General features: G+C 60.1%; 14 protein-coding genes. 4 read left to right on the top strand and 10 right to left on the bottom strand.

What is annotated here, in order from left to right:
* Window positions 1-100: 100 nt before the first annotated feature.
* From QMX84_RS11990 to QMX84_RS12030, 9 genes are all read right to left on the bottom strand, one after another.
* The gene (locus QMX84_RS11990; RefSeq protein ID WP_282363880.1) at window positions 101-1,909 is read right to left on the bottom strand and encodes an ABC transporter ATP-binding protein; all 1,809 of its coding nucleotides are present in this window, start codon (window positions 1,907-1,909) and stop codon (window positions 101-103) included.
* 81 nt (window positions 1,910-1,990) lie between these two features.
* On the bottom strand, window positions 1,991-2,509 hold the full coding sequence (locus tag QMX84_RS11995; protein WP_262123436.1) for a DOPA 4,5-dioxygenase family protein: 519 nt from the start codon (window positions 2,507-2,509) through the stop codon (window positions 1,991-1,993).
* A gap of 106 nt (window positions 2,510-2,615) precedes the next feature.
* Window positions 2,616-3,737, bottom strand: coding sequence for an ABC transporter substrate-binding protein (locus tag QMX84_RS12000; RefSeq protein WP_262123434.1), 1,122 nt, complete (start codon window positions 3,735-3,737; stop codon window positions 2,616-2,618).
* On the bottom strand, window positions 3,734-4,909 hold the full coding sequence (locus QMX84_RS12005) for an ABC transporter ATP-binding protein (RefSeq protein WP_282363881.1): 1,176 nt from the start codon (window positions 4,907-4,909) through the stop codon (window positions 3,734-3,736). Before QMX84_RS12005 ends, QMX84_RS12000 begins: the two co-directional genes overlap by 4 nt.
* Window positions 4,910-4,911: 2 nt before the next feature.
* Window positions 4,912-6,765: an iron ABC transporter permease gene (locus QMX84_RS12010; RefSeq protein WP_262123430.1), complete on the bottom strand. Its 1,854-nt coding sequence runs from the start codon at window positions 6,763-6,765 to the stop codon at window positions 4,912-4,914.
* A gap of 16 nt (window positions 6,766-6,781) precedes the next feature.
* On the bottom strand, window positions 6,782-9,541 hold the full coding sequence (locus tag QMX84_RS12015) for a TonB-dependent receptor (RefSeq protein ID WP_262123428.1): 2,760 nt from the start codon (window positions 9,539-9,541) through the stop codon (window positions 6,782-6,784).
* A gap of 102 nt (window positions 9,542-9,643) precedes the next feature.
* Window positions 9,644-10,609 (bottom strand): FecR family protein, encoded by a 966-nt coding sequence (locus QMX84_RS12020; RefSeq protein WP_262123426.1) that lies wholly within the window; start codon window positions 10,607-10,609, stop codon window positions 9,644-9,646.
* Window positions 10,606-11,115: a sigma-70 family RNA polymerase sigma factor gene (locus tag QMX84_RS12025; protein ID WP_048385783.1), complete on the bottom strand. Its 510-nt coding sequence runs from the start codon at window positions 11,113-11,115 to the stop codon at window positions 10,606-10,608. The genes QMX84_RS12020 and QMX84_RS12025 overlap by 4 nt, the downstream gene beginning before the upstream one ends.
* 211 nt (window positions 11,116-11,326) lie before the next feature.
* Complete coding sequence (locus QMX84_RS12030; protein ID WP_282363882.1) at window positions 11,327-12,487, bottom strand: MFS transporter; 1,161 nt, start codon at window positions 12,485-12,487, stop codon at window positions 11,327-11,329.
* Between the two features lie 273 nt (window positions 12,488-12,760).
* Between QMX84_RS12030 and QMX84_RS12035 the strand changes: the two genes are divergently transcribed.
* The 4 genes from QMX84_RS12035 to QMX84_RS12050 all read left to right on the top strand — a co-directional run bounded on the left by QMX84_RS12035 (window position 12,761) and on the right by QMX84_RS12050 (window position 16,395).
* Window positions 12,761-13,567: an energy transducer TonB gene (locus QMX84_RS12035; protein ID WP_262123422.1), complete on the top strand. Its 807-nt coding sequence runs from the start codon at window positions 12,761-12,763 to the stop codon at window positions 13,565-13,567.
* A gap of 82 nt (window positions 13,568-13,649) precedes the next feature.
* Complete coding sequence (locus QMX84_RS12040; protein WP_153335550.1) at window positions 13,650-14,366, top strand: MotA/TolQ/ExbB proton channel family protein; 717 nt, start codon at window positions 13,650-13,652, stop codon at window positions 14,364-14,366.
* A 1-nt stretch (window position 14,367) separates the two neighbouring features.
* Complete coding sequence (locus QMX84_RS12045) at window positions 14,368-14,769, top strand: biopolymer transporter ExbD (protein WP_048372930.1); 402 nt, start codon at window positions 14,368-14,370, stop codon at window positions 14,767-14,769.
* A gap of 225 nt (window positions 14,770-14,994) precedes the next feature.
* Entirely contained in the window at window positions 14,995-16,395 is a 1,401-nt protein-coding gene (locus QMX84_RS12050) for a metallophosphoesterase family protein (RefSeq protein WP_262123417.1), read from the top strand.
* A gap of 82 nt (window positions 16,396-16,477) precedes the next feature.
* Here the strand turns inward: QMX84_RS12050 and garD are convergent, their stop codons facing one another.
* Window positions 16,478-18,031, bottom strand: a complete 1,554-nt coding sequence (gene garD, locus QMX84_RS12055) for a galactarate dehydratase (RefSeq protein ID WP_282363883.1) — start codon at window positions 18,029-18,031, stop codon at window positions 16,478-16,480.
* Window positions 18,032-18,082 lie beyond the last annotated feature (51 nt).

The following is an 18,082-nucleotide window of genomic DNA, read 5'->3' on the forward strand; positions in this document are numbered from 1 at the left end:
AGCTTGCCTCGCGATATTTTCATCCTAAAAAGATCGCGAGGCAAGCTCGCTCCTACAGGTTTTGCGGTGCCCGGCGTAGCAGTTGACGAGTTTTGCGAGGCTACGTCCGACTGGGATGCAGCGGTAACACACCGCCCACCTGACGCTCCCACAGGCGACGGTACGCACCATTGGGCCGTTTCAGCAGTTCGTCGTGGGTGCCATCTTCAATGATTTTGCCGTTATCAAAGAACAAGATCCGATCCAGTTGCGCCACCGTCGACAGCCGATGCGCCACCACGATCACGGTTTTGTCCTGCATCACGTCCGTCAGGGTGTCCTGAATCGCCTGCTCGGTGATGGAGTCCAGGCTGGCCGTTGCCTCGTCCATGATCAAAATGGGCGCGTTCTTGATGATGATCCGCGCGATGGCCACCCGTTGACGCTGGCCGCCTGACAATCGAACCCCGCGCTCGCCCACCAGCGAATGGTATTGGCGGTCCATTTTTGCAATGAAGTCATGGGCGTGAGCCTGCCGGGCGGCCGACTCTACATCCCGTTCACTGGCGTCCGGATTACCGTAGCGGATGTTGTCCAGCAGGCTGCGATGGAACAGCCCGGGTTCCTGAGGAATCAAGCCTATCTGTGAGTGCAAGGAGTGCTGGGTGAAGTGCCGGATGTCTTTGCCGTCAATGCTGATGGCGCCTTGTTGCGGGTCGTATTGGCGTAATAACAAGTTTAATAACGTTGACTTGCCAGACCCCGAATAGCCGACCAGGCCCACACGTTGCCCGGCCGGAATCACCAGGTTCAGGTTGTGAAACAGCACTTGGCCAGCCTGGTAACCAAAGGTCAGGTTGCGCACTTCAATACTGCCACTGACGATTTTGATATCACGCGCCTGTTGGTCATCGACGATCTCATGGGGCACCACAATGGTTTTGACGCCGTTTTCGATGTTGCCGATGTATTCGAACAAATCAAGAAAGCGCCTGCTGATGTTGCGCGCTTCGGCAATGACGACAAATGACAGGGTGGTGCTCATCACGAACTCCGGCACACCGATGCTGCCTTGCTGCCATAACCACAGCGCAAAGCCCAACAAACCGACTTTGAGCACCAGCGAAGCACTCATCTGGAACAGGACAATTTTTTCGTTAAAGCCAAATGACTGTCGCGCCGCCTGGACTTCACGGGACAAAAACTGCTGCAAATGCGCACGTTCGAAACCGATACGGGCAAACAGCCGCACGGCCGTCAGGTTGCTCACGGCGTCCACGACACGCCCCGTGGTTTCACTGCGCGCCGCAGAAAACGAACGTGAGTACGGCTGGCAACGGCGCGCTAGCAAGTACGAGCACAATACAAACACCACAGACCAGACAAACGTGAACATGGCCAGCATGGGGCTGGCCGTCGCCAGAATGATCACCGCCACGGTCAGCGTCACCAGCACCGGCAACACATCGAAGATCAACGCCCACAGCGTCATGTTGACGCCCATCGACGTTTCGGAAATGCGATTGGCCAGTGAGCCGGCGAAGTTGCTGCCGATGTAGCGTTGGGAGTGATGCTGGAGGTAGGCAAACAAGTGCGCCGTGACGCGGGTCCTTTGCAGCGGCGCAACGTGCACCCGGCAGAATCCGGCGATGCGCCCGAACACCAGTTCACCCAGGTTCAACGCTATGAACAGCGCCAAAGGTGGCCAGATGGCACTTAAATCACGCGGCCCATTGAGGCTGTGGCTGAGCACCCCAACCACCTCACCCAATGCCAGGGAAACCGTCACGCCGCAGGCCGAAGACACCACCTGCAAGATCACGATCAACACGTACCAGCGCATGAAATAGCGGGCAAATTGCAACGTAAAACGAAACGGGCTCGAGGCCAGTTCGGGGATGTGCGAGTCAGAAGTCGTGGTCGACGTCATGGTATTCCTTGGTTCAGACAGACCGGTTGACCGGTTGTTGTTGGCACAGCCCTCAGTGGGAGGGCTGTGTTATCGAGAGGATCAGACGCTTGCAACGGGTGGCCATTCGCGGGTTTTGTAGGTGTCATCACCGGGGCGGTAACGCACGGTCCCCGCCAGGTGGCGCTGCTGGCCCACCAGCAACACGCTGTTGACTTCGGTCTGCTCACCGGCAAGGCGTTGGGCTTCTTTTTCACGCATGCTGTCGAGCCCCAACTCCAGTTGCTTGCCAAACCATAGCGTCAGATACGAATGGTCGATGTAGACGTTTTCGGTAATCGCATGCAGCAGCACGCTCAAGCCTTGGCGCGCTTCCAGCAACCAGTACACATAACGCTCGAAGTCCTCTTTAAGAATCGCGAAACGAAACATCGGTGAGGGGTGCAGCCCATTGGCCTGGTCGAGCCAGCGGTAATCCCATATTTTGAAGCGGTCCTGAAGCTCTTCATTCAGGCGCTCGGCGATTGCGCGTGTCTCTTCAGAAAAATAAATATGGCTGTGCCAGGCGACGATTTCGTCGATCTCGGCAGGTACATCAGGGACGGTAGGCAAGTGAGTCATGATGCGATCTCGGGTAAGGTTGATAAGGCGCGTTGCGGTGTGGCATCCAGCGAGAACGCTGCATGCTTGCTGGCTTCGGTCATGTGAAGTTCCTTGAAGGGTTGGCTCATAGGGTTTGCTGCCAAAGCGCGCGCAGTTTCGGCACCCACTCTTTAAGGCCGCGGGCGGTTTCCTGGGGGCTGAGCATGTTGAGCCGGGCGGTGTGCGCGGCCTCTTCTGGTAACCCTGGCGGGAGCGGCGCACCCGGCAAATTGCCCAATGAATAGGCTTCGCTGGCCAGCAGGGCCTGGGCGTCAGGGGTCATCAGCCAGGTCAGCAATAAACGCGCAGCGTTCGGGTGCGCAGGCTGCCTGACCAGCCCCTGACCAAAGGGCACCAGCAAGGTGAAGTCCGCCGGGTATTCAATGGCGATCGGCACCCCCAGCCGTTGTTGACGCAGCAACGGTGGCAGGTAGGCCCACGGGTTCAGCGCCCGACGACCTTGGGCGAGGCTGATCACCCCGGCCTCTTGCGCACCGCCCGCCCCGCCGCGATCGCGGAGCTCACGCAACTGCTGAAGGTCGATGCGCTGACGCGTCAGCAGTTGCAGCAGAGCCACGTCGGTGGTGCCTGCACCGCCACCCGGCGCGCCATACTCAAAACTGTTGCGCCATTTATCGTCGAGCAGTTGCGCGACATCCACAGGCAGGGTTTCGCCCCCTACACGGCGCGTGCTGTAACCCAGCCCATACACCTTGTTGAAGGTGAAGTAGACCTGGTCCTTGTAGCGCCAGATGGGCTCCAACGAGGCGCTGCTGCTCGGCGTCCAGCCTTCCAGATAGCCGCGATCGGCGATGTCCATCACCACGTTGACCGGCTGGCTGATCAGATCGCCGTAGTGCGCGCCGGTGACTTTTTCGACGTCCAGCCGATCTGTAACCGCCGTGGGCGACAGGTGCATATAGGTCACGCGAATACCCGGAAAGGCTTGGCTAAAACGCGACCACAACGGCTGCCACTCGTAATCCATCGCCGCCTGATACATCACCACCTGTTGCTCGCCGCCTTTGATCGCCGCGTGATACAGGGCTTCCATGTCGGCCTGTTGCTGGGCGGTGCCGGTCAATGCGCGGGTGCGCTGAGTCACCTCTTCATCGGTAAACGCCGCTTGGCGGGTGCCGAGGGCAAACACCCCCATCAGCACACCGACCACCAGCAACAGCCGCACGCTGTAAGGAAGGCGCCTCATGCGGCCTCCCGGCCGGTGGCTACGGGCTCTGCAACAAGGGTTTCGGAGCTCTCGTCGCGCGGCATAAGCACCGCAGCACCCGGCTGGATCAACAGGTTCACCGCGCGCCCGCTCAACGACTCACGGGTGTGGGCCGTGGTGCCCCACACATCCAGCGCCAACGTCACGGCCAAGGTAAGGCCTTGAACCTGTGCTTGCGCCAGATAGCGGTCGCCGGCATAGGTGATCTGCGAAATGACGCCCGCAAGCACCGTCGCATTGGCTGGCGCCGGGTGCTCAAGCGGGACTGCCACCACTTGTGCGGCACGCAGGGCCAGCCATACCGCTGCACCGGGCAAAAGACCGGCTGGATTACTGGAGGCCAGCCACTGATCGCTACCACTGAGCGGCACCTTTGCCACGCCGTCAGATGCGGCGCTGATCTGGCCACGCAGGATATTTTCGAAGCCGACAAACTCCGCGACAAAGTGCGTACGCGGGGTCAGGAATATCTCACTCGGCGTGCCCACCTGCTCCAGCTTGCCGACGTTCATGACGGCGATGCGATCAGCCAGCGCCAAAGCCTCGGCATGGTCGTGGGTGACATAGACCGCCGTGTAGCCCAGCTCATCATGAATGCGTCGCAGGTCCTGACGCAGACGAATGCGCAGTTGGGCGTCCATGTTCGATAGCGGCTCATCGAACAGCATCAGCCCGGGCCGGGCGACCAAGGCTCTTGCCAACGCCACGCGCTGCTGCTGACCACCGGACAGCTCTGCCGGGTAGCGCTCGGCATGATCGTGCAAGCCGACCAGTTGCAGCGCCTCAATCACTTGCCGCTGCTGGGCTTCACCGAGACGGGTGCGGGTCTTGAGCGGGTAACTGACGTTTTGCCGTACGGTCATGTGCGGCCACAACGCGTAGTTCTGAAACACCATTCCGATGTTGCGTTTCTCGGGGGCCACAAACAGGCCTTGCTGCACATCCGCCACAGCACGTTCACCGAGCAGGATTTGCCCGCTGTCGGGTTCTTCCAGCCCCGCAATGCAGCGCAGCGTGGTGGTTTTGCCGCAGCCGCTGGGGCCCAGCAACACGAAAAATTCTCCGGCTTCGATCTGCAGATCCAGATGCTCAATGGCATTGACCCGACCATCGAAGGCTTTACGGATATTCTTGAGAATTACACGGCTCATGCTCAGAGACCTCCCGTTGTACCCGCGGCCAGGGCCAGGGCACGTTGCTTGTTGCGATGGTTATTGAGGTGCCGCGCACGGCGGAAGATCCACAGGGTCAACAGGCTCGCGCCCCACAGGAAAATCGAGAACGCCATCAGCACCATGAGCAGCGCAGCGGCCATGCTGTAGTCGCCTGCGCTTTGCAGGTTGTAGGTGATCACCGCCAAGGTATTCACCCCGGGGGACTTGAGCAGCAGCGGAACTTCCAGATTGCCCGAGACCATCAACGCACTCATGAACCAACCGGCAATAAAACTCGGGGCAGCGAGCGCCAGCACGATCTCAAAAAAGGTCTGGACAGGCCCGGCGCCACTCATGCGCGCAGCCTCGGACAAGGACGGTGCGATCTGCGAGGTTGCCGACAAGGCGATCTGGCTGGCGAAGGGCATGGCCGTGACGATCAACGCCAGTGCCACCAGCCAGATCGAGCCATACAACTGGGCAAAGGCAGGGATGCTCAGCCAGGCCCAGGAGATCGCAACGGTGGTGACCACACCCGGCATGGCCAGCGGGATTAACGTGGCAAAGCGCAGCGCTGCCTGGCTGCGACGCCCCAGTTGGCGAGACAGAGTTGCGACGCTGAAGGCCAGGGTCATGACCACCGCACCGACAATCACCCCCAGCACCAGCGTCACGCGGATCGCTTCGATCACTCGGGGCTGCTCCAGCACGCTGATGTAGCGCGCCAGCGACAAATCGCTATAAACCCCCGGGTAAGGCTGGATCGACGAGAACGCCAAAGCCCCCAGCGGCAAAACAAACGAAAGCACTAAAAACAGCAGCACCAGCACGCAGATCAATGAGCGAAAGCCGCGCAAACGCAGGAGCCTGGCACGGGAAAACTTGCCGCTGACTGACACGTAGCCCTTGCGCCCCAGAACCCGTAGTTGGCCCATGTAGATCAGCGCAATAAACGCGACAAACAGGCTCGACAAAATACTCGCCTGTGCATAATCGGCAGGTCCGGCTCCGCCCCCTACCAGGTTAAGCAGCAAGGTGGCCATCACCACAATGTTGTCTGGCCCGCCGAGAATCAGAATCGGCTCAAACACCTGCAGCCCGGCAATGATCCCCAGCAACGCAACGCTGGTCAGCGCGGGGGCCAGGCTGGGCAGGTTGATGCTAAGAAAGGTACGAAACGGCCCCGCTCCAGACAGGTACGACGCCTCATCGTGCGAGCTGTCCAATGCGCGGAATGCCCCCACGATAAACAAATACGTCAGGGCGACCTTTTTAAGGATCAGGACCGTGTAAATCCCCCACCAGCCTTGAACGTTCAGCCATGGTGTTTCAACGCCCAAGCCATAGCGCAACGCGTCATTAAGCAACCCGGTCCAGGGGTTGGCCAACTGGGTGAAGGCAATGGCGTAGAAAATGCCCGGCGTGACAAACACCAACAGCATGCACGGCATGATCCAGCGGCGTATCCACAGGTCCGTGCGCTCGCTGATAAACGCCAGGGCGATGGCAAAAAACAGCGAGGCCACAGTGCTGACCACGGCGATCTTCACTGACGCCCAGATCGCCGCGAGCATGCCCGGGTTATGGAACGCCACTTGCCAGGCAGCCAGCGTCCACTCACCCGGCAGAAACGGTGCACTGCTGCGAAACGCGCCGACCACCAGCATGATCAAAGGCCACACAAACAAGACCGCGATCACCGCAAAAAACGGCACGAACCACGCACTTTTAATCAGCGCACGCGGGCTGGCGCGGTTCCCGCTCAGGCGGGCCAGATACATCAACAAACGCTGCCTGAGCCCCGGTTCAAGCGCTTCGCGAGGCAACGTGGCGCCTGGATTATTACGACTCATGCTCCTGCTCCCTGTTTTAGAACTGGTAGTTCAAACCCACGTAATAAAAGGCACCGGAGGCACCCGCCGGGGCGATGAAGCCGTAGCGGTTGATCCCGTTGACCTGGTTGTACGATTTGTATTTCTCGGGGTAGGTATCGAACAGGTTGTTAGCGCCTGCGTTCAGGCCCAGCTCGCGGGTCAGCTGGTAACGCACATCAAGGTCCACGACCCATTGCGGGCTGAACGTCTGGTCGCGGCTTTCGAGGGTCGGGTGGTTGTAGGTGTACTCACCAAAGCGCGTTGCTTGTACGTTCACGCCCCATTTGCCGAGGGTGTAGTCGCTGGACAAAATGAGCTTGTTTTCCGGCGTGCCGTTTTCCGGGTTGCGCAGCACGTCACGGGTAAACAGCGTGGTCCCGGTGCGGGTCAGGACCGAGCCCTGTTTTACGTTGCTGACCTTGGTGTCGATCACGCTCAGGCCCGCCCCCAAGTCCAGCCTGCCGTACTGTTGCAGGTCGAGCCGGTGCTTGAGCTGGGCATCAACGCCGGTAGTCCGGGTGTCGTAGCCGTTGGTGTAGAACGAAGCGCCGGAGAAGTTGCTCAGACCAGCCTTGGCCAAAATGTCGCGCACGGCCGTCGAGCTGTTGTCAGCCGGGTCTTGCAGGGTCTGAGTCGCGAGGATGTTGCCATCGATGTCGATACGATAAGCATCGACCGTCAACGATGTCCGCTCATCAGGGGTCCAGACAAAACCAAGCGAGAAGTTTTTGGCTTTTACCGGGTCGAGGTCTTTGGCGCCAAAGGCCGCCACTGCGCTGTCACCGGGGCGAAACAAGCGGGTACGACCGGGTGCTGCCGCGCCGCCGTCGAAGCTCCAGTTACCCGTGTAGGTGGTGGTTTGCGTGGACAACTGTCCCAGGCTCGGCGCCCGGTAGCCGGTGCTGAACGTCGAACGAATGGCAAACGCCGGGGTAAACGTATACCGCGCAGACAGCTTGCCGTTCACGGTGTCGCCAAAGTCCGAATAGTGCTCGGCCCGCAATGCGGTGCCTATTTCAAGCTTGTCGGTCAGGTGCCCCTCAAGCCCGGCATACACGCCCGCCACATTGCGCGACAGGCTCCCCAGGTCATCAGGGTTGATACCGGCAATGTCCACTGCACCAAACCGTGCCCGTTGCCCCGCGCCCTGTTGCCCGGCAGGAATCAGCCCGCCGCCGTAGTCCCAGGACTGTTCATCACCAATGTCGTTGATGGCAAAGTTTTCATGCCGATAAGCCGCGCCGCCCGACAACGTCCAGGGCGAAGGTGCCCAGTTGAAATCCAGGTCATGGGTCCAGTCCAGCGCCAGGTTGGTGGTCTTGCTTTCACTGGCCCCGCGATAGAAAGAAGTGGCCGACGCCAGCCCATAGCTGGGGCTCAGGCTGTTCTCCAGATAGCCACGGACCTCGTTTTTGCCATACGACAACGACAGGTCAAAGTTACCGAGGAACGCCTCGGCATACTTCACACCGACCACAGCGGAGGTGTCATAGCGTTTCTCGGAGACACGCGGCTGAAAGCCGTCCGGGTAGATCGCCTTGATGTTGTCCCGCGAGGTGGAGTAGTTGGGGTTAACGTCGTTGAAGTTATTCGAGTAGGCGTAATTGAGTGTGGAGTACAGCCGGGTTTCATCGTTCAAGCCCAGCTCCGCGTTGGCCAGCAGCGAACCCTGATCACGACCGCCCTGCCCCCATCGCCCCGTGCGCAAATCACCCGACGGGCCTGCGTTGACGTACTGGTTGTCGATCCCGCTGCGGTCGACCGGGTTGTTGCTCAGGCCATCGGCACTTAGGGTCAGAAACCCGTCGCCCGGCAAGCGGGTGCCCCACCATCCATTGGCGTTGCGTGTCTCGCCGTCACCTTTTTTGTATTGCCCATAACGGGTTTGCAAGCCGCCCCCGCTGTCCTTCTCTTTGAGGACAACGTTAATCACCCCGGCAATCGCATCCGAGCCGTATTGCGCCGAGGCACCGTCGCTCAAGACTTCAACACGCTCGATACCACTGATAGGAATGTTGTTCAGTTCCACCAGTTGGTCCGCGCCCCACGGGTCGACGCCCGACAAACGCCCGGTAGGGTTGCGGCGCTTGCCGTTGACCAGAATCAGGGTGTACGCCGGGCTCAGCCCGCGCAGTGAGGCCGAGCGCACGGCGCTGGTGCCCTTGGAGGCGTTTTGACCTTGGGGAAAGTTGAACGAGGGCACCAGCAACGTGAGCGCCTGGTTGAGCGTTACGGCCCCCGAGTTTTGAATCTGTTCAGGGGTGATCAGCTCCACCGGCGCCAGGCTTTTGAGCGCCGTGACATCCTGGCGGCGAGTGCCGAGGGTCACCACCGTGGCCAGCGTCGGATCAGCGCCATGAGCCGCTTGCACCGGTGCGGTTTTAGTTGGCGCCACGGCGGACGTTTTAGCGCCCGCCTGCGTAATCACAATCGCCCCGCTGACGGTGCGGCTGGCACGCAAACCAGTGTTGTGCAGGGCCCGGTCAATGGCTTGGTCACGGCTCAGCTCACCCTGAATGGCGACGCTGTCCAGACCTTCCAATGAGGCTTGGTCAAAGGAAATCGGCGTGCTGGTTTGCCGAGAAATCGCCAGCAAGGTATCTGCCAGCGGACCCGCTTCAAGGGTGAAGTGTTCGAGGCGCTGATCAACCTTCGCAGGGTCATCTGCCAACGCAGCAGACGGCAATGCACCGAGGCTCAACAGCAGCGCGCAGGCAAGAGGGGCAAGGGCAAAGTTACGAGTGGGTATCGGCATTTCGAATTCACTGTGCTCAAGGAGGATTACCTTCCATGAGCAACTGCTTCAGTGAATTTTCAGGGGTGCCCTAGATCGTTTACGCCTATCGATAGAACTCGCTCACGCACGCTCAATGCTGATCCAGTAAGGGCCAAAACGATTGACCCGAATCGGTAGCTGCTGCTCGAGCATTTCCAGGGTCTGGTCGCTATTGTCCAACGGATACAGCCCGCTGACAGACAGGCGCGCCAAACTGTTATCCAGGCGCACGATGCCCCGTCGATAGGTGCGAAGGGTGTCCACGACCTCGCCCAAGGGCTGATTGCGCGCTTCAAGCCAGCCACTGAGCCAGGCCGTCTCGCCCTTGCGCATGGCTTGCTGTTCAACAACCACCCGGTCATTAAACAGCACGCTGCGCTGCGGCTCGATCGTAATGCTCGAGCCTTTACTGGGCGTCAATCGCAGGGATCCTTCCAATGTACTCAGACGGGTGGCATCGGCGTTCTGGCGCACCATCAGCCGCCCGCCGGTGCTGCTGATGACACCTTGAGCGGTACGTAAGGTGAAGGGTGTACGGGAATCTTTAGTGACATCCAGCACCAGTTCGCCCTGATACAGCTGCAACCGGCGCTGGTTGTCGACAAACGCCGTCGCCACCCGACTCCGTGCATTGAGCTGCACATGACTGCCGTCGACCAATTGCCAGGTACGCCGCTCAGCCGTGCCGGTTTCCAGCTCATCCACAGACGGCCATGACACGCCAGCCGTACGCCCCAACACGCTGATCGACAACGCCAGACCACCGAAGGCCAGCGCGTTGCGCAAGAACGTGCGGCGCCCGGAAGGCGCATTGATCGCCTGCAGGATCGGCGCACTGGAGCGACCACGCCACGGCGAACTTTGGGCAGCCCCCAAACCCTTTTGAATCCGGCTGAACGCGGCAGCATGCCGAGGGTCCGTCGCCAGCCAGACTTCAAAGGCGTGGCGCTCTGCGCTGTCGACCTCACCTGACTGTAAACGCACCATCCACAGGACGGCCTCTTCAGCCACACTGTCTTCAAGCACCGCACCTGCGCCACGACTCACGATTCAAATACCTGATAACAGCAACGCAATGCCTGAGCCATGTAAGTGTGTACGGTGCCGAGCGAAATACCCAAGTGCTCACAGATACGGGTGTAAGTCAGCCCTTCAATCTGATTGAGCAAGAACACCGCTTTGGCCTGGCTGGTGAGGCCATCAAGCAACTGGTCAATGGCCAGCAAGCTCTCGATCAGCATCAACTGCTCTTCGGGCGCCGGTTGGAACTGTTCAGGGATGTTCTGCATGGTTTGCAGATACGCCCGCTCCAGATCGCGGCGACGCCAGCCTTCATACATTAAGCGTTGGGCAATGGTCGTCAGCAATGCCCGAGGCTCACGGAATGAGCCGGGGTCCGGGAGGGTCAAAATGCGCGCAAACGTTTCTGCCGCTATATCTTCAGCGCCATGCGGGCAGTCCATACGTGAACGCACCCGGGCGCACAGCCAGTGGTAATTAAGCTTGAACAACTCGCCGATTCGTTCGCGATTTTGCGCACCTGAAACGCTCATTTCTATCACGCCAAAAAGCGGCTGCACCGCTCCTTGGTAGGGTGTTCAGCCAGCGGTTTACTGTCGGCGTCCTTGAGTTTTGGTGCGCCCTGTCGCCTTGGGCAACAGTGCGTGGACTATGACTGAACGCTGTTTAGCGGAGAAAGAATAAAAAAATCGGCTGTGTTTAATTTTGGAATAAAAGCCCCCACCGACAGGTTTTTCGCGAAGGCTATTCAGTTTTTCGAAACACCAGCATTGCGGCAAATACAGCCCCCACGGCAGCGATGCACAGCATCAGCGCCTGATCACTGATGTACGTCGCCACGGCCCCGGTGGCGATGGGGCCCAATACGCCGCCCAAGGTGTAGAACAGCGCAATCGCGGTCATGGCGGTCGACACTTGATGCTTGGCGACGCGATCGGCGGCTTCGATCACGGCCACGGTGTTCATGCCGCCAATCGCTCCGCCCCAGACAAACACCACCAGTGCCGCCAGCCACGGCAAAGGCTGGCTGAAGGGGATGGCCAAGGTGCCCAGCAAGAGCAGCAGCCCGCAGATCAATTGCGCGGTTTTGTAGGAACTGCGGTCGGCCATCCAGCCGATGGGCAGTTGCAGCAAGGTGCCGCCCAGCCCGAACACGGAGATCAGCAGCGTCGCGGCAGTCAGCGGGTAGCCCGCTGCCAGGCTGTAGGGGGCGAGAAACGACACCGTAGAGGTTTCGGCAAAACCTGCAATCAAGGCGGCGCCCAAGGCAATGGGGATGAAGCCGTAGAATTTGCCATGGGCTTTTTCTTGCGGCGTTTGCGGCTGCGAATCGTGGCTTTTGAGGGTCAGCGCCAGCGCGCCCGATAGCAGCACGATCGCCGCGCAGGCGTAGTACGGCAGCGCGCCGTCAACACCGAACACCACCAGTAGCAACGGGCCAATCGCAATGCCCAGGCCCATCAGGGTTTCATGCACACCAATGGCTCGCCCGCGGCCGTCGCGCGACGATACGGCAACGATCCAGGTATCGCAGGCGATCCAGCGCAAGATCAACCCCACGCCCAGCACAAAGTTCAGGCCGAAGATCTGCAGCAGATCCTCAGTCAAGGTCATGCCCAGCAACGCCAGGCTGGTGAGCAATGCGCTCAGCACATTGGCCTTGACCAGGCCGAGTGAACCCAAAACGCGCGGGACGATTTTGTACAGCAGCAAAATCGCGATCCACGAAGCGCTGACCACCACGCCGATTTTCGCTGCGCTGACGCCTCGCTGTTCCAGTGACATGGACAGCAGCGGCGTGATGGTGCCGATCTGCACAATCTGCGACAGCACCGACAGCGCATTGATCTTGGCCAGCACTAACCAGCGGGGTGGATCGGTGTATTCAGCACTCGGCGATTGCATGCGCACAACCCTTCCCTGGATGACCGCGCAATCATGCGCTTTTTTTGACTCATTGAAAGGGTCATTCCCTGGCGCTTAACCGCTGAACATTCGCAATGGGTAATTCTCGTTGGCGAAGATCTAGACGCATCGAACAAAAAATCACATATAGCTTTATCGAATATTTAAATACTAATTAAGACTTTTTTAGTCTATTGAAATATCGTGCATCATCCTTTGGCGCTCGCTCCTGCAGAGGGTGTAACACGAACATTTTTTAAACGGAGTCAGTCAATGGGTAAAGTCCACACCGCGAGCGCTGTGCCGGACGCGTTATGGCGCCCGGCACCGGTCGGCGACTTGCTCGATCTGGGCCGCGCCTATCGCGAACCGCTGGCGCTGGGGCGGCTGCAAAGTACCCCCAAGCGTATTTTGAGCCGCCCGGAAGCGGTGCTGATCGGCGTGTTGGCGCTGGCGTTGCACGGCGCCGTGATTTATTGGATCAGCCAGAACCCGGCGCCGGTGCTGCCGATCGTGCCGCCGGAGATCCCGCCGATGACGATTGAGTTTTCACAACCGGCGCCGGTGGTCGAAACACCGCCACCACCGCCTGAGCCGATTGTGCAGCCGGTCGCTGAGCCGCCTCCGCCCGTCGAGGACGAGTTGGCCGTCAAGCCTCCACCGCCGCCCAAGCCCAAGCCAAAACCTGTGGTCAAGCCTGTGCCCAAACCCGTGCCGAAACCGGTTGAGCAACCACCTACGCCGCCAGCACCGCCTGTGGCCGCCCCGGCGCCACCGGCACCGCCTGCGCCAAAACCGGTGACACCGGCCTCGGCCAACGCCGGTTACTTGCATAACCCGGCGCCGGAATACCCGTCGCTGGCCATGCGCAGAGGTTGGGAAGGCACGGTGTTGCTGCGGGTGCATGTGTTGGCCAGCGGCAAACCGGGCGAGATCCAGATACAAAAAAGCAGCGGTCGTACCCAGCTCGATGACGCCGCCCTGGCGGCCGTCAAACGCTGGAGTTTCGTCCCGGCCAAACAGGGCGACGTGGCCCAGGACGGCTGGGTCAGCGTACCCATCGACTTCAAAATCAAATAACTGAACCTGATTGTTCCAGCGGGCTACCTGACAAAAGGCGCATCGCACTACTGACTTAATGCCTTTGTTGGAGAGCCACACCATGAACCTGATCGCTTCCCCTTTTGAATCCATCGAACACGCGGTTATCTGGCTGCTGATTATTTTCTCGGTCGCCACCTGGGGCCTGTTCTTGCTCAAAGGCGTGCAGTTCGGCCGCCTGAAAAGCCAGGACCGTCGCTTCCTCAAGCAATTCTGGGCCGCCACCAGCCTTGACTCCGCAGCAGAGCTGGCCAGCACCGCGCCGGGTGCCGCTGCCCGTGTTGCCCAGGCCGGTTATGCCGCGATCCAGGTGTCTGATACCCAGCAAGCCACTGACCTTGCTCACGCCATCAACCATCAGGACCGCCTCGAGCGCTCGCTGCGCCAGCAGATCGTGCGCGAACGCCGCTCACTGGAAACCGGCCTGGCGATCCTCGCCAGTATCGGCAGCACCTCGCCTTTTATCGGCCTGTTCGGCACGGTGTGGGGCATCATGTCAGCCTTGAAAGGCATCAGTGCTGCGGGTTCTGCCAGCCTTGAAACCGTGGCCGGGCCGATTGGCGCGGCACTGGTGGCCACCGGCGTCGGTATCGCGGTCGCGGTGCCTGCGGTGCTAGTGTACAACTACTTTTTACGTCGCCTGAAACTGACCGCAGCCGACCTCGATGACTTTGCTCACGACTTCTACAGCCTGGCCCAGAAGAGTTCGTTCCGCGTGCATTTGCACCCGGTGCTGAACACCGCGGCCGGTGCAAGCAAAGTGAAGGAGGCGTCTTGAGATGGCTTTTTCAACCCAAGACAACGATGAAGTCCTGAGTGAAATCAACGTCACGCCGCTGGTCGACGTGATGCTGGTACTGCTGGTGGTGTTTATCGTCACCGCGCCGCTGCTGACCAACGCAATCCCGATCAACCTGCCGAAAACCGAGGCCGTGGCCCCGATCGAGCAAAAGGATCCGGTGGTAGTGAGCATCGATGACAAGGGCAAGGTGTACATCAACAAGGACGAGATTCAACCGGACCTGCTGGAGGTCAGCCTGCAAGATGCCAAGGCGAAAAACCCGGATGTGCGCGTGCAATTGCAGGCCGACAACGGGGTGAGCTACGGCGAAGTGGCCAAGCTTATGGCCTCGATTGAAAAGGCCGGCATTACCAAACTGGCGGTGATCACGGCCAAATAAACAGGGGCTGCCTCGCGATCTTTCAGGGACCAAAAGATCGCGGGCATGCTCGCTCCTGCCAATGGGCTTGATCTTAAATGACCCGCCGGGGCTCAACGTTTAATCCTCCCCTGCTTTAAAGCACGAAAAAGCCGGTGAAAACCGAGCTGAATCGACCCCCGACCGTCATCCCGATGTCACGCAGCTTTGTTTCCTTGGGCGCATTTCGCCACTCAAGGAGGCTCCATGATTCGCCCAACGCTGCTCGCCCTCGCGCTGTTTTCTGTGATCAACAGCGCAGCGGCCACCCCCGCCTCACCCCTGCCCCATTCACCCGGGACACCCTATGCCGCCAGCGGTCTGGCGGATCGGATTGTGCTGACGCCGGGGGCCAATCCTGCACGGGAAATGGCCGTGACCTTTCGCACCGACACTCACCAGCAAGCCAGCCAATTGCAACTGGCGGTCGCCCTCGACGGGCCGCAACTGGCCAAGGCTGCTCATACGCTGGAAGGGACTCAACTGGGCCTGGACACTGAAAACGGCCCGGCGCTTTACCATCAGGTGCGCCTGCACGATTTACAGCCAGACACCGCCTACGTGTACCGGGTCAAAGGTGCTGAAGGCTGGAGCGAATGGTTGCAGTTCCGTACTGCCGCCGAGACGTTCAAGCCATTCAGTTTTATCTACATGGGCGATGTGCAAAACGACATTCTGTCACTGGCCTCGCGCAGCATTCGCCAGGCCCTGAGAAGTGTGGCCAACCCTGCGCTGATCGTGCATGCCGGGGATCTGGTGTCGCAACGCGATGACCTGGTGCATGACGATCAATGGGGCGAGTGGAACCAGGCCGGTGGCTATAACTACGGGATGATCCCGCAGGTGGTGGCCATCGGAAACCACGAATACCTGGACGGGACACACCCTGATGGCAGTGAAAGCCGTACCCTGAGCCCGCACTGGAATCGTCAGTTCGCGCTGCCGGACAACGGCGTGCCGGGCCTGAAGAACACCACGTATGTGATGGATTACCAGGGCGTGCGTTTTATCGTGCTGGATGGCACGGCAGCCCTCGACATGGGCACCTTGCCCGAGCAAACCAAATGGCTTGAGAACAGCCTGAAAAACAGCCCGGCGCGCTGGAATATTGTGGTCAACCACCAACCCGTTTTCACCTGCGCCCGCCCCGAAGACACCGAACCGTTGAAGGCCGCCTGGAAGCCGTTATTTGAGCGCTACGCGGTGGACCTGGTGCTGCAAGGTCATGACCATTGCTACAGCCGCGTGACCAGCGAAGCCGGGCGTGCGGCCTCCCGCGCCGACCGTGCCAGCGGCAAGGTGCAGGGCCCGGTGTACATGGTCTCGGTGGCAGGGTCGAAGATGTACGGGCTCAATGACCGGGCGCACCTGCAACCGGATCGCAGCGCTGAAGAAACCCAGTTGTATCAGACCATCGACGTGCAAGACTCACGTCTTGAAGTGCGCAGCTACACCGCCGCGGGCAAGCTGTATGACGCGTTTGACCTGGAGCGTGATGCGCAAAACCGTAATCACCTGAGCGAGCCGGTGAAGTCCCTGCCTGCCGAACGGGCCTGCACCGGCACGGCGGGCCCGGATGGTTACCCGTGCAGTTCGCGGGGCAAGTAAATCCCTTCACTTGTCTCGCGATCTTTTGATTGTTTAACAGATCGCGAGCAAGCTCGCTCCTACAGTGGGTGATGCGTTGGATTCAGGTAATGGGCGCCGGGTTGAACAGGGTGAGGTCGTTGTGCAGTTTGTGCTGTTCGGCCCAGGTGTGTTTCTTGCCGCTGGCCACGTCCAGGTAGTAGTGGAACAGCTCCCAACCCAGTTCTTCGATGCTCGCCCGGCCGGTGGCGATGCGCCCGGCGTCGATGTCGATCAGGTCCGGCCAGCGCTGCGCCAGTTCGGTGCGAGTCGAGACTTTCACCACTGGCGCCATCGCCAGACCATACGGAGTGCCACGCCCGGTGGTGAACACGTGCAGGTTCATTCCGGCCGCCAGTTGCAAAGTGCCGCAGACAAAATCACTGGCCGGGGTGGCACAAAAAATCAGCCCTTTGTGGGTAAAGCGTTCGCCTGGGCCGAGCACGCCGTTGATGGCGCTGCTGCCGGACTTGACGATAGAACCCAGCGATTTTTCGACAATGTTCGACAACCCGCCTTTTTTGTTGCCGGGCGTGGTGTTGGCGCTGCGGTCGGCCTCGCCTTTGGCCAGGTATCGGTCGTACCAGTCCATTTCACGCACCAGTTCCTGGGCAACCGCTTGGCTTTGCGCCCGTGAGGTCAGCAGGTAAATCGCATCGCGCACTTCGGTGACTTCAGAAAACATCACCGTTGCCCCGGCCCGCAACAGCAAGTCCGAGGCGTAGCCCAATGCCGGGTTCGCGGTGATCCCGGAAAACGCATCGCTGCCGCCGCATTGCATGCCGAGGATCAGTTCGCTGGCCGGCACTGTTTCGCGGCGACGCTGATCGAGCTTCTGCAAGCGGGTTTCGGCCAGCGCCATGATCTGCTCAATCATTTCGGTAAAGCCGTGGCTCGCCTCCTGCAAGCGGTATAACCACGGTTCGCTGAGGTCCACCGAAGGGTCGTTGTCGTGCATCACCTGCCCGGCCTGAAGTTTTTCGCAGCCAAGGCTGATGACCAGCGCTTCGCCGCCCAGGTTGGGGTTGCGCGCCAGATTGCGCACGGTACGAATCGGGATGTAAGCGTCGGTGGCACTGATCGCCACACCGCAGCCGTAGCTGTGGGTCAGCGCCACCACGTCATCGACATTCGGGTAATGCGGCAGCAGTTCGTCGCGGATGCGCTTGACCGCATGGTTCAGTACCCCGGTCACGCACTGCACGGTGGTGGTGATGCCCAAAATATTGCGCGTGCCCACAGTGCCGTCGGCGTTGCGATAACCCTCGAACGTAAACCCTTCTAGGGGCGCCTGTGCAGCCGGTACGTCGGTGGCCAGCGGCAGGCTGTCCAACGGTGGCGCGGTGGGCATGCGCAGTTGGTCTTCATTGACCCAACGCCCCTGCGCAATCGGCTGCAAGGCGTAGCCAATGGTTTGCCCATAGCGAATCACTTCGCCGCCTTGGGGTATATCGACCAGCGTGACCTTATGGCTTTGCGGCACAAAGTCCAGGGTCACCAGGCCATCCGCCAGTTCGGTCCCGGCAGGCACGCCCTGGTCATTCACCACCACAGCCACGTTATCCCGCGCGTGCAGGCGGATGGTGCGCGGCGAGTCGGCATGTTCAATCAACGTCATAAGCCCGCTCCTTGGTTTTACGCAAAAGGCCGCTGATTGCTCAGCGGCCTT

Origin of the sequence: Pseudomonas sp. PS01297 (genome assembly GCF_029959305.1) — a bacterium.
In the GTDB taxonomy this organism is placed as follows: domain Bacteria; phylum Pseudomonadota; class Gammaproteobacteria; order Pseudomonadales; family Pseudomonadaceae; genus Aquipseudomonas; species Aquipseudomonas helleri.